The 13038-nt window shown below is 44.6% G+C and carries 11 protein-coding genes and 2 pseudogenes; all 13 read left to right on the top strand.

Annotation, left to right across the window (positions count from 1 at the left end; genetic code table 11):
* Positions 1 to 21: 21 nt before the first annotated feature.
* A complete protein-coding gene (locus DS891_RS05090; protein WP_174169046.1) occupies positions 22 to 1143 on the top strand; it encodes a hybrid sensor histidine kinase/response regulator in 1122 nt (373 codons plus the stop codon).
* A 386-nt stretch (positions 1144 to 1529) separates the two neighbouring features.
* The gene (locus tag DS891_RS05085; RefSeq protein ID WP_017219251.1) at positions 1530 to 2372 is read left to right on the top strand and encodes an isopenicillin N synthase family oxygenase; all 843 of its coding nucleotides are present in this window, start codon (positions 1530 to 1532) and stop codon (positions 2370 to 2372) included.
* Between the two features lie 310 nt (positions 2373 to 2682).
* Entirely contained in the window at positions 2683 to 3594 is a 912-nt protein-coding gene (nagK, locus tag DS891_RS05080; protein WP_102056609.1) for an N-acetylglucosamine kinase, read from the top strand.
* On the top strand, positions 3594 to 4718 hold the full coding sequence (gene nagA, locus DS891_RS05075) for an N-acetylglucosamine-6-phosphate deacetylase (RefSeq protein ID WP_174169045.1): 1125 nt from the start codon (positions 3594 to 3596) through the stop codon (positions 4716 to 4718). The genes nagK and nagA overlap by 1 nt, the downstream gene beginning before the upstream one ends.
* A gap of 258 nt (positions 4719 to 4976) precedes the next feature.
* Positions 4977 to 6110, top strand: a complete 1134-nt coding sequence (gene nagX, locus DS891_RS05070) for a transmembrane glucosamine N-acetyltransferase NagX (protein ID WP_010604061.1) — start codon at positions 4977 to 4979, stop codon at positions 6108 to 6110.
* A 262-nt stretch (positions 6111 to 6372) separates the two neighbouring features.
* Positions 6373 to 7167: a glucosamine-6-phosphate deaminase gene (gene nagB, locus DS891_RS05065; RefSeq protein WP_010604062.1), complete on the top strand. Its 795-nt coding sequence runs from the start codon at positions 6373 to 6375 to the stop codon at positions 7165 to 7167.
* A 147-nt stretch (positions 7168 to 7314) separates the two neighbouring features.
* Complete coding sequence (gene nudC / locus DS891_RS05060) at positions 7315 to 8217, top strand: NAD(+) diphosphatase (protein ID WP_010604063.1); 903 nt, start codon at positions 7315 to 7317, stop codon at positions 8215 to 8217.
* 2 nt (positions 8218 to 8219) lie between these two features.
* On the top strand, positions 8220 to 9398 hold the full coding sequence (locus tag DS891_RS05055; protein ID WP_174169044.1) for a cystathionine beta-lyase: 1179 nt from the start codon (positions 8220 to 8222) through the stop codon (positions 9396 to 9398).
* Between the two features lie 698 nt (positions 9399 to 10096).
* The gene (locus DS891_RS05050; protein WP_174169043.1) at positions 10097 to 10354 is read left to right on the top strand and encodes a hypothetical protein; all 258 of its coding nucleotides are present in this window, start codon (positions 10097 to 10099) and stop codon (positions 10352 to 10354) included.
* On the top strand, positions 10347 to 10649 hold the full coding sequence (locus DS891_RS05045; RefSeq protein ID WP_174169042.1) for a hypothetical protein: 303 nt from the start codon (positions 10347 to 10349) through the stop codon (positions 10647 to 10649). The genes DS891_RS05050 and DS891_RS05045 overlap by 8 nt, the downstream gene beginning before the upstream one ends.
* A complete protein-coding gene (gene tnpB, locus DS891_RS05040) occupies positions 10646 to 10990 on the top strand; it encodes an IS66 family insertion sequence element accessory protein TnpB (RefSeq protein ID WP_174169041.1) in 345 nt (114 codons plus the stop codon). Before DS891_RS05045 ends, tnpB begins: the two co-directional genes overlap by 4 nt.
* An 80-nt stretch (positions 10991 to 11070) precedes the next feature.
* Positions 11071 to 11949: pseudogene (locus DS891_RS05035) on the top strand (IS66 family transposase); the annotation flags it as partial.
* A gap of 13 nt (positions 11950 to 11962) precedes the next feature.
* Positions 11963 to 12745, top strand: a pseudogene (locus tag DS891_RS05030) (IS66 family transposase); the annotation flags it as partial.
* Between the last annotated feature and the right edge of the window lie 293 nt (positions 12746 to 13038).

Raw genomic sequence — 13038 nt, 5'->3', positions numbered from 1 at the left:
TAAGGACTTGAGTAACGTTACATGTCAGACATTTTAATTGTTGACGATATGCCGGAAAACCTCCAAGTATTGCAGCTCATACTAAGAAAGGAAGGGTATAAAGTATTGGCAGCACGGGGTGGGGATATTGCCTTAGGTATTGTTAAAAAGCACCAGCCTGAGTTAATTATTACCGATATAAAAATGCCAAATATGTCGGGGATTGAACTATGTAAAGTGCTTAAGTCCGACAATTCGGCGGCGGCCATTCCGGTTATTTTTGTGAGTGCTTATGAAGACAGCGAGAGCTTGGTACAAGCATTCGAAGTCGGTGGTGTTGATTACATCACCAAACCTTATAAACCCGCTGAAATCATAGCCAGAGTAAACACCCAATTTAAGTTAATTGAAGCGCAAAAGTTAGCGGTAAAACAGCAGCTATCTAAGGCTATAAACCAAATGGTGATGGGGATTGCACACGAAATTAATACCCCGCTTGGTACCAGTATTACGTCCAACACCTTTTTAGAAGGCGTCATGCAGGAGCTACAAAGTGCACTCACCGCAGGTACGCTTACGCAGGATGAGCTGGTAACGGGGTTTGAGCAGATCAAAGACAGTAGTGCGCTGTGCAGCCGTAATCTAGAAAAAGTGGCTAAGTTTGTCAGTTTATTAAAATCGGTCTCTCAGTCTGAGCGAGATAGCAGTTGTGCTGACGTTAAATTACAAGAAATAGAAACAAGACTGAAAAAAGATTTTTCAAAGCAAGACGTACAAATTCAGTTTGTTGGTAACACAGCAACTGAAGTTTACGTGGATGGTCAAGCACTGGTTGAGGTATTGAGCAACTTAGTTGAAAACTCTATTGCGCATGCCTGGATTGACCATGATCACCTTGCCACTATCACCTTTACGCGCTCAGGTAACAATTTACATGTTAATTATACTGACAATGGAATAGGGCTTAGAGGAATTAGTACACAAGAGTTATTAAAACCATTTGTGACGACAAAAAGAGGTAATGCAGGCCATGTTGGGTTAAGCGCAAATTTAACTGCTAACTTGGTTTCAGGGGCACTCAATGGAGAGTTTAGCGTGAAAAATACACCGCAAGGATTGGAGTGGGATATCCAAATACCGATAGATACCCCCGATAATGCTTGATCTGCATCAAAAGTCTCAGGCCCTATACATAAAAGCGGACATAAGTCCTTATATCATTTGTCCTAATTCAATAAGCTCGCTCGCTGTTAAAACGTAATCTTTAAAAAGTACTCTGCTGACCATGTAATTAGCTACACTTTTTGAAGAATTATCGACAACACGATCGTATAAGGGCTTTTTAGCCTTTGCTGTTGCTGTTTTGAGTGAGGCTTGTTAAATACAAGTTTACTGCTTAAAAACAACCCCCTAGGTTAACAGACCCGATAACATACGCCTTACCTTCTACTAGGTACGCAGTGTTGAGATGACACGGGAAGTGCGTTATTTACCCCGATGTGCAATTGAGTAAATAACCATGAATTACTAATAATTTTGGTGGAACCATTATGCAACAGTTACCTACCGTAGACTATCAATCGCCAAATGCTGCGAAAGAATTTGTAGAATCTTTAAGAAACACGGGTTTCGGTGTACTAAAAAATCACCCAATCCCACAAGAGTTGGTTGAATCAATCTACAAACATTGGCAAGAATTTTTTAATTCAGAAGAAAAACACGAATTCCTTTTCAATAAAGAAACCCAAGATGGTTACTTCCCACCAGAAGTCTCTGAAGTTGCGAAAGGTTTTACAGTCAAAGACATCAAAGAGTACTTTCACGTTTATCCAAAAGGTCGCGTACCGGCTCAATTAGAAGCAGAGATTCGTGAATATTACCGTTTAGCGAGCGAGTTTGCTCAAGAGTTGCTAAGCTGGGTACAAGCGGAAGCGCCTGCAGATGTGAGAGCGAGATTCTCTATTGATCTCAAAGATATGATCAAAGAATCAGAGCAGACATTACTGCGTATTCTTCATTACCCACCAATGACAGGCGATGAAGAACCAGGTGCAATTCGCGCCGCAGCGCATGGTGATATCAATCTACTTACTGTATTGCCTGCGGCAAATGAGCCTGGCCTACAAGTGCAAAGACAAGATGGCAGCTGGTTAGACGTACCATGCGACTTTGGTTCGTTGATTATTAACATTGGTGACATGCTGCAAGAGGCGTCGGGTGATTACTTCCCATCGACAATTCACCGTGTGATTAACCCAACAGGCAAAGCGTCGACGAAATCTCGTATTTCATTGCCGCTATTCTTACATCCAAGACCGGATGTTGTGTTGTCAGAGCGTTACACTGCAGATAGCTATTTGCAAGAGCGTTTGAGAGAGCTTGGGGTTAAGTAATCTGCGAATAACCTGAACGATAAGGTTAAATCGATAAAGCGACTTGATGTAATATTGAGTCGCTTTTTTATTATGTGTCTAACAATCCCTAATCTCTGTTAGTCCTTGTAATTTGACGATTATTGCAATTTTTCACTGACAATCCTCACAATCTGTGCAATATTAGTTTTTTTCAAAATGAAGAAATTTCTTGAAAAAATTAATGACAACGCTGTCATTTGTTGTGTAACATCAATTCAACATGAATGAAAAACCGTGTCCAACGAAAACAATAACGCGGTCTAATCCAGAACAAAGTAGGGGTCTTTACATGATGGCTAAACAGGTTAACCAAGACCAACTATACATCGGCGTCGATGGTGGTGGAACAAAATGCCGCGCTACAATTTATTCTCTTCAACATGGCGTTTTGGGTACGGGTCTAGGCGGTCCTGCGAATCCCCTACATGGTCTAGAGCGCACGCTTGAATCTATCATGGTGTCGACACAAATGGCGTTACAAGACGCAGGTCTTCGTGTTGAACAAGTACATGAGCTAAATGCAGGTCTTGGCCTTGCAGGTGTTAACTTACCCGCGCTCTATGACAAAATCATGCAATGGGAGCATCCCTTTAAACAAATGTTCCTTACCACAGACTTACACACCGCGTGTATTGGTGCTCATGAAGGTAGCGATGGTGCCGTGATTATTACGGGCACCGGCTCCTGTGGTTTTGCCTTAGTTGATGGTAAAACAGTGAACTATGGTGGTCATGGCTTTGCTCAAGGCGATATGGGCAGTGGCGCATGGATGGGATTAGAGGCGGTAAAAGCTGCATTACTCGATCTCGATGGCCTTGGCGAAAAAACGTCATTGAGCCAAGTATTACTAGAGCACTTCAGTGCGAAAGGGGCTATGGGTATTGCTGAACAAATGGCGGGACAACCGTCTAGTGGTTATGCAAAGCTGGCTCGTTATGTATTAGAGCAAGCCAAGCTAAATGATGAAATTGCTCTTACTATCGTAAAGTCTGGTGCGGAATATATTAGTCGTTTAGCGAAGCGTTTACTTGAACTAAACCCACCTAGACTCTCTATGATCGGCGGATTATCAGAGCCGCTACAACCTTGGCTCGACCCAGAAGTTGCAAAGCAAGTCCAATTACCTAAACAACCTCCTGAAATGGGGGCAATTTACTTTGCAATTCAAAGTGCAGGTCAAGAATTAAAAAAGGCGAACTAATGACGACTCAATGTTATTTTGCTCCAGAATTTTTTGATGGTGAAAGTTTTAGAAAAGACGTTTATTTCGAAGTTAACAACGGCCAAATTCGTTATGTAACTGAGTCGCTAGTAACCAATGTATCTAAGCTATCAGGGCTAGTTGCACCAGGTTTTATTGACGTACAAGTTAATGGTGGTGGCGGTGCATTTTTTAATGCCGAGCAATCCACGACATGCTTGGCGACTATGGTTAAAGCACATGGCCAGTTTGGTTCCACGGGATTAATGCCAACCCTTATCACTGACAAGATTGAAGTGATGCAACAAGCGGCAGATGCAACAGCAGAAGCTATTGCTACTAATCAGCCTGGAGTGCTTGGGATCCATTTTGAAGGTCCACACTTATCTCATCCTAAAAAGGGTACGCATAGCGAAAAGTTCATTAGACCAATTTCAGAGCAAGAGTTTGCGGTATACGCGCGTCAAGATTTAGGCATCAAAATGGTAACTTTAGCACCTGAAACTGTGCCACTTAGCGATATCGAACGCTTGATTTCTTTGGGTGTGAAAGTGTGTATCGGTCATTCAAACGCGGACTATGACACCGCTAACGCTGCACTCAATGTTGGCGTGGATGGCTTTACTCACCTATTTAATGCAATGTCTGCGTTTACTTCCCGTGAGCCGGGCGTTGTCGGTGCCGCGCTTTGGAATGACAATAGCTGGTGTGGTTTGATTGTTGATGGCCATCACGTTCATCCATTGTCGGCGCAGCTTGCGATTCGTACTAAGCAGCGCGGCAAAGTGATGCTAGTGACGGATGCCATGCCTCCGGTTGGGACAGATGATACGGAGTTTGACTTTTTTGATGGCAGAAAAGTTATTCGTACTGGCGATCGGTTAAATTCAACAACCGGTGAGCTTGCTGGTAGTGTATTGGATATGGCAAGTGCGGTGCGAAATACCGTCAATACGCTTAACGTGAGCCTAGCGGAGAGTTTGCGCATGGCCTCTCTTTACCCTGCGCAATATCTTGGCCTGTCTCAAAAGGGGCATCTAAGATCGGGTGCTGATGCTGATTTCGTGGTGCTCAACAGCGATTTGATTGTGAAGCAAACCTATATTGGTGGTCAGTTGCTGTAATTGATTTGCAATTGAATAGTGGACGGAAACGGCCGCTTAAGTTTCCCTGATAAAACCCCGCAGCAGTACCGCGGGGCTTTGTTTTTTAAGCTTAGCCGGTATTTGGTTAAGCATGGGTGGATCGACAACTCAGGAAGTTAATGTCGTGTGCGTAATGATAGAGTCATGATTGCAACGCGCATCAAAACTAACCTTGAGGCAAATGGATTTGCTTGATTGAGCGATCCATAGTTAATGTTTTCACGCGGATAAATAGCAATGACAACGAATAATAAGCCAAAGCGACTTGCGTCTTTAGATGCCTTACGCGGCATGGATATGTTCTGGATCTTAGGTGGCCAGTCTATTTTTGCGGCACTGTTTGTACTGACCGGATGGCAAGGGTGGAAGGCTTTTGAAGCGCACACACTGCACAGTCCTTGGCATGGCTTCACTTTTTATGATCTTATCTTCCCACTGTTTATCTTTTTATCGGGTGTGGCGATGGGCTTGTCGCCTAAACGTATCGATCATCTGCCCTTTAATGAACGTAAATCGTTTTATCTCAAAGCACTGAAGCGCCTTTTGTTACTGTGTGCTTTTGGCGTGTTATACAATCATGGTTGGGGAACTGGGATCCCAATGGATCCAGACGGTGTTCGCTACGCTAGTGTATTAGGTCGCATTGCGTTTGCTTGGTTCTTTTGTGCTTTACTGGTTTGGCATACGAGCTTGCGAACCTTGGCTTATGTGGGTGTAGGCATATTGACATTTTATTGGTTACTGCTTTGCTTTATCCCGGTTCCTGGTGGGCAAGCGGGGGACTTAAGTGCAAATGGTGTTGGTAGTTGGAATGCGTTCATTGATACGTATTTACTACCAGGGACCAGTTATCAAAATCGTCCGGTTGACCCAGAAGGTGTGCTGTCAAGCTTACCTGCCATTGTAAATGCTATCGCAGGTGTATTTGCTGGTCGTGCGATCGCCAATGCACAAACGCAGGGAGAGTGGAAAATTGTTGGTATTTTGGCAGGCTCTGGTGTACTCGCCTTAGCACTAGGTTGGCTTTGGGACATGCAATTTCCAGTTAATAAAGAATTGTGGACAAGCTCATTTGTGCTAGTAACCGTCGGCTGGAGTGCAATTCTACTAGCGGTATTTTACGCGATAGTAGATGTACTGAGCTTTCAACGTTGGGCGTATCCATTTGTTATTATAGGAGCCAACTCCATTATTATTTATTTGGCGTCAAGCTTAGTGAATTGGACCTTTATTAGTAAAAGCGTATTCGGTGGCGTGATTGCCGCCGTGCCGGCTGCGTGGCAACCATTAATTGCTGTTTTTGCGCTACTGGCGGTACAGCTTTTAGTGCTGCACTGGATGTATAAACGCCGTATTTTTGTAAGTGTATAATATTCACAAGCCTCCTTTCAAAAAGCCCACCGTTGTGGGCTTTTTAACACCTTTAGATTGCATAGAGTAAAAAATATCCATATTTTTTTTCACTTTTGCTTTACAAGCGAATTATTTCTGATAATAATGACAGCGTTGTCATAATGGTAATAACCTAATGTTGTGTATCCCAATTAGGTTCGATCTGACCTTGCTTTGATTGCACGCGAGGCAAGGCTCAGATCCCATTTTATTCTAATCATCTCAACATTTGGTTAATCGTATGCAAGTAGTCATTTTAAAAGACGCTGCCGAAGTGGCAGCATATGGTGCAGACATTTTTACAACGCAATTAAAGCGTAAAGCTAACTCTGTGTTGGGATTAGCGACGGGTTCAACACCGGTTGCTTTGTATCAAGAATTAATTAAGCGTAACCAAGCAAACGAAATCAGTTTTGCGGAAGTTACCAGCTTTAATCTAGATGAATATTTAGGCTTAGATGGCTCGCACCCACAAAGTTATCGTTACTTTATGCAGCAGCAGCTATTTGACCATATCAACATTGATAGAAGTAACACGCACGTACCGCCGGGGGATGCAAAAAATCCAATTACGGCGTGCGGCGAGTATGAAGCACGTATTAAATCTGCTGGTGGTATTGATGTACAACTGTTAGGTATTGGCAGAAATGGCCATATTGGCTTTAACGAGCCATCTTCTGGATTGACGTCACGCACTCGGGTTAAAACCCTAACGAAAGCGACGATTGATGATAATGCTCGTTTTTTTAAAGCTGATGAGTACCAACCTCATTTGTCAATCACAATGGGTATTGGCACGATTTTAGATGCTAAAAAAGTCGTGTTATTAGCGACTGGTGAAAACAAAGCTGATGCCGTTGTTGCTATGGTGGAAGGCCCGTTAACTGCGGCGTGTCCGGCTTCGGCACTACAAATGCATCGTGATGCTGTAATCGTCATCGATGAAGCTGCGGCATCTAAGCTAAAAGATATTGAATTCTATAAGCATATTGAAAACGAAAATCAAAAGCTGTTGGACTATCTTGCCTCTCTGTAGTGTGAAATCACACTGTAGTTTTCAAAAGCCCATTTATGGGCTTTTTTTTTGCCTGCACCTTTGTGCTATGGTAGCTTTAAGGTCTCGCCGAGGTGGATAAAATGTTCCAGAACACGAAGGAATAGGGGCTTGCTGTATTACACTCAAATGACGTTAGACAGAGCGTCTAACGAAAGAAAAGATCAAAACTGGTTATTATCTCAAATGGGTGACAATAGTCGCTGGTTATTAATTCAAGACGACGCTAATTTAGTGCGTGTCGGAGATAATGAATTACATTATCTTTCTCGCACAGAAGTCGCTGATTTAGCACTTCAAGACGCGATATTCTTAGGTCGTGACGAAGCGCACAGCTATTTTGCGCTTGATGTCTCTAAACAACGAGACAAGCTTTCTTTTATTGACTCCGAGTCAGAATTCATCGATATGCGCCAAGTGGGTCGTAACTTACCAAAGCAACAAGGCTCAATTGGTGTGCTTGCACGAGGCTTATGCTACTGGCATAAAACCCATTGTTTTTGCGGACGTTGTGGGCAACCCAATAAAATGGTTGAAGCAGGTCATGCAAGACGTTGTGTTAACCCTGAATGCCGCCACATGACGTTTCCACGTACAGATCCAGCCGTTATCATGCTTGTCACTCATGTTTTCCCTGATGGCGTTGAACGCTGCTTGTTGGGCCGTCAGGCTGTTTGGCCAGAAGGGGTATTTTCGACGCTGGCTGGGTTTGTTGATCCCGGCGAATCGTTAGAGCAAGCCGTGATAAGGGAAGTGATGGAAGAGGCGGGTGTTGAAGCATACGACGCCACTTATATTGCCTCACAGCCTTGGCCGTTCCCGTCATCACTTATGCTGGGGTTTATCGCGAAGGCAAAAACCACAGAGATTTTTGTCGAGCAAGATGAGCTTGAGCAAGCTAAATGGTTTTCACGGGCGGAGCTTAATACATTTTCAGAGTGGGGTGATACAAAGCCCGGCTATAAACTCACCAGAGAAGACTCTATCTCCAGATATTTAGTTGAATACTGGCGTGCACAATCAGAAGAGTAATTATGAAAAAGCATACTAAAATCGTTGCTGCTGGAAGAAAAGCAGAATATACCAAAGGGGTAGTAAACCCAGTTGTTCAGCGCGCCTCTACTGTAGTTTTTGAGAGCGTTGCCGAAATGCAAGAAGCGATAAAAGGCCGTGGACATCGCACCCTGTTTTACGGCCGCCGTGGCACTAATACCCATTTCGCCTTGCAAGATGCCATTACTGAGCTTGAAAATGGTGCGGGTTGCGCCTTATATCCGTCTGGTGCTGCTGCTATCGCACAGTCACTACTGTCATTTTTAAAAGCAGGCGATCACTTGCTGATGGTGGATACTGCCTATGAACCAACCAGAGATTTGTGCGATAAGCTGTTAAAAGGCTATGGTATCGAAACCACTTATTATGACCCTATGGTTGGCGCTGGTATTGACGCGTTAATTCAAGACAATACCAAAGTGTTGTTCTTAGAGTCTCCAGGTTCAATCACCATGGAAGTTCAAGATGTGCCAGCGATGGTTGAAGTTGCAAAGCGCCGTGGCGTTATCACTATGCTTGATAATACGTGGGGTAATGGCTGGCAGTTTCGTCCGCTCGATCATGGTGTTGATATCAGCATTCAAGCGGCAACCAAGTATATTGTTGGGCATTCGGATGTCATGATGGGGGTTGCTGTTGCAAACGAGCGTTATTGGCCTGAACTTAGAGAACACTCGTATTTACTGGGTCAATGTACCTCTGCAGATGATGCTTATTTAGCACTACGTGGGTTACGTACTATGCCTGCGAGGTTAAAACAACACGAACAGTCGGCAATGATAGTGGCGAAATGGCTCGAAGCGCATCCGCTCGTGGATCACGTTAGACATCCCGCTTTTGATACTTGCCCTGGTCATGAATTCTTCAAGCGAGACTTTGATGGCAGTAATGGCTTATTTTCAATCGTAATGAAAGAAGGTAGCCAAAAGGCGATTAACCGTTTCTTAGATGCCTTATCCCATTTTAAAATGGGTTTCTCATGGGGCGGCTATGAAAGTTTAGTTACAGCCAATAAAACCATGGAGCATTTGCGATCAACTACAGGTTGGACACTTGGCCCCGTGATCCGCCTTCACATCGGTCTTGAAGATGTAGAAGACTTGATAGAAGATTTAGAACACGCACTTAAGGTCTACGAACAAAACCTCGCGAAATCTTAAAACTTCGGCTCAACTTATCAGTATTGGGTGCTTCACTTTTAACGAGGCACCTCGGATTTATTGAGCCATAATCGCTGTTGGATCAAGACTGAAAACTGTAGAAAGCAATACCAGTTTGGCGCAGTTTAAGCGTAAAGCACAGGGAACCTTTAGAGGGAGGTAATGTCCAAGAGCTACGTCATGAAAGTATTGAAAACTAAATTCAAGGAAAGGTGATGAAATTAAACAGACTGATTATGTTACCGGTAATCTCACTAAGCGCTTGTGTGGTAATGCCCGTCCAGGATACTGCCCACATCAACAAGTGTGAGATCTCATCGGATAGAAAAACCCTAAAGATAGTCGATGTTGCAGACGAAACCAATACGTATTATTCCGTGAGTGGAATTATATTAACGCCGATACTCGTTCCTACTACTGCTATTATTTCGGGAACTTATGTGTTGGCAAATAATGCCTATCGTCTTGGGGAAGAGACGATAAAGTGCGAAAACAAATCTTAAAACTAACTACAAACTTATTTAATTGTTGCGTTGTGCTCTGTATTTGAGCGCAGCGGGTCAAAACCACTTGTGCGACATGCTTGGTTTGCTATATTTTACTTTTATAATGTATCGTAAGCGTCGCCAGAACCACACCTAGCTACTGAATACGCTCAGCCTATAAAGTACAGCTCTGAYCTCAATTCGGAGCTGACCATGCCTAAACACAAAACCGCAGAGCAATGGCTGAAACTTATCGAACAACAGGAACTCAGTGGTTTGTCTGTCACTGACTTCTGCACGCAGCACAACCTTAGTACCAAGTCTTTTTATAATCGCCGAAGTAAACTTCGCACTAAAAAACCACCTGAGTCATCTTTTATTGCCGCTAAGCCTGCTGCATCTGAGTCCGTTTCTCTGCCTGAGTTGTTACAGCTCAAGCATGGTTCTCAATTCGGAGCTGACCATGCCTAAACACAAAACCGCAGAGCAATGGCTGAAACTTATCGAACAACAGGAACTCAGTGGTTTGTCTGTCACTGACTTCTGCACGCAGCACAACCTTAGTACCAAGTCTTTTTATAATCGCCGAAGTAAACTTCGCACTAAAAAACCACCTGAGTCATCTTTTATTGCCGCTAAGCCTGCTGCATCTGAGTCCGTTTCTCTGCCTGAGTTGTTACAGCTCAAGCATGGTCAGAATACGGTGTTGTTGCCATCAAACACAGATGCCCTGTGGTTGGCTGCACTGCTCAGGGCGCTGTCTTGATCTGCTGGCACAATGAGTCTGTTTACTTGCACCGCCAGCCAGTAGACTTTCGTAAATCCATCAATGGGCTCGCGGCGRTTGTTGAGCAAGAAATGGCAGCACACGCGATGAGCGGTCAGGTGTTTGCGTTTTGCAATAAAAACAAGGACAAGCTGAAGGTGTTATATTGGGATAAAACCGGCTTTGCCTTGTGGTACAAGCGCCTTGAAAAAGACAAGTTTAAATGGCCCGACAAAGAAGACGATGACGTCATTACACTCAGCGCCGAACAATGGCAGTGGTTATTGTCTGGCTTATCGGTCATTGCCCACAAGCCGCTCAGCTATGGTTATAACGTATGATCATAACAGGGGTTTTTAGATCACGAATTAATCTAAGCTATTAATTTAAAAACAGTTACTCTGTTGATACAGTAGACTGCATGAAAGAAATGAATAAACTGCCTGATGATCCTCAGCAGTTGAAGCAGATCATTGCTCAGCTTCAGGCGCGTAATAACTACCTCGAAGAACAATTCAGACTGGCCCAGCAAAAACGTTTTGGGGCCAGCAGTGAGTCGCACCCTGCACAAGCTGACTTGTTCAATGAAGCCGAAACGCTGGTTGAAGAAGCACCTGAGCAAGACGTGGAAACCATCGAATATCAGCGCAAAAAGCCGACACGTCAGCCACTGCCAAAAGATCTGCCCCGCGAACGTGTTGTGCATGACATCGACAACAAACAATGTGACTGCTGTGGCGGTGAGCTGCACAAAATGGGCGAGGATGTGAGCGAAAAGCTGGAGTTTATCCCGGCCCAGGTCAAAGTCATCGAACATGTCAGACCAAAATACAGCTGCCGGCACTGTGAAAAAACACAAACCCGGGTTGAGATAAAACAAGTCCCAGTCCCACCGAGCCCGGTCCCGAAAGGTATTGCCACGGCCAGTTTGCTGAGCCAGATCATCACCAGTAAATATCAGTATGGCTTACCGCTGTATCGGCAGGAAAGCCTGTTCAAACAATATGGTATCGCGCTGAGCAGGCAAACCATGGCGGACTGGGTGATCCGCTGTGCCAGTTTATTTAAACCGCTCTACGACAGACTGCACGAAGTGTTGCTACAGCAACCGGTGGTGCACGGCGATGAAACTACGGTTAAGGTGGTGAAAGAAGACAAACAGACCAGTTACATGTGGCTGTATTGCAGCGGCACGGACTCGCCTATGGTAGAGGAGAGCATCCCCAATATTGCCCTGTTCGACTATCAGAATAGTCGTGCGAGTCGCTGTCCTGTGGCATTTTTACAGGGCTACAACGGCTNGTGCCAGTTTATTTAAACCGCTCTACGACAGACTGCACGAAGTGTTGCTACAGCAACCGGTGGTGCACGGCGATGAAACTACGGTTAAGGTGGTGAAAGAAGACAAACAGACCAGTTACATGTGGCTGTATTGCAGCGGCACGGACTCGCCTATGGTAGAGGAGAGCATCCCCAATATTGCCCTGTTCGACTATCAGAATAGTCGTGCGAGTCGCTGTCCTGTGGCATTTTTACAGGGCTACAACGGCTATCTGCAAGTTGACGGTTATGCGGGCTATGAGCAAACGCAGGCGACACTGGTTGGTTGCTGGGCGCACGCAAGACGCAAGTTCAAAGAAGCCGCAGATGCGCAGGCCAAGGGTAAAACTGGTAAAGCGAACTGGGCGCTCAACCATATTCAAAAGTTATATCGAGTTGAGACTGCAAACAAAACAGCAAGCGCAGAGGAGCGGCAGGCTGCACGGGTACAACAAAGCGCACCGCTGCWGGCCCAGTTTAAAACCTGGTTAGATAAATCAGCACAAACGGTGGTACCAAAATCGAAGCTGGGCGAGGCCGTCCACTATNACAACCGGGCAGAGCGCGCTATCAAACCGTTCGTCATAGGGCGAAAGAACTGGCTGTTTAGCTTCACCACAAGTGGCGCTGAGAGTAGCGCAATCCTCTACAGCGTGATCGAAACAGCCAGAGCAAACGGCCACACCCCATTCGATTATGTGATGCATTGCTTAAATGAATTAGCCCAGCCACAGTGCGATATCGACAGTTTACTGCCCTGGCATGTTAGCCTCTAGGTGTAGTTAGCCGTACGCTTACCGATTATGTGATGCATTGCTTAAACGAATTAGCCCAGCCACAGTGCGATATCGACAGTTTACTGCCCTGGCATGTTAGCCTCTAGGTGTAGTTAGCCGTACGCTTACGTTACTTGGGATGGTAAATACATATTGTTTAATCGAGGGATGGATAACGAGAATTCCAATGTCGACATCTACTGGATGGATGCAAAGATAATTAATGAGTTAAAAACCAAAAATCTAAGTAAGGAAGCATTATGAGTCGACGTTATATTTTGTCTCTATTATTT

Origin of the sequence: Pseudoalteromonas sp. JC28, assembly GCF_013319255.1 — a bacterium.
Taxonomy (GTDB): Bacteria; Pseudomonadota; Gammaproteobacteria; order Enterobacterales; family Alteromonadaceae; genus Pseudoalteromonas.
Note: the sequence above shows the minus strand (reverse complement) of the source record. Positions and strands in the feature narration are given on the sequence as shown.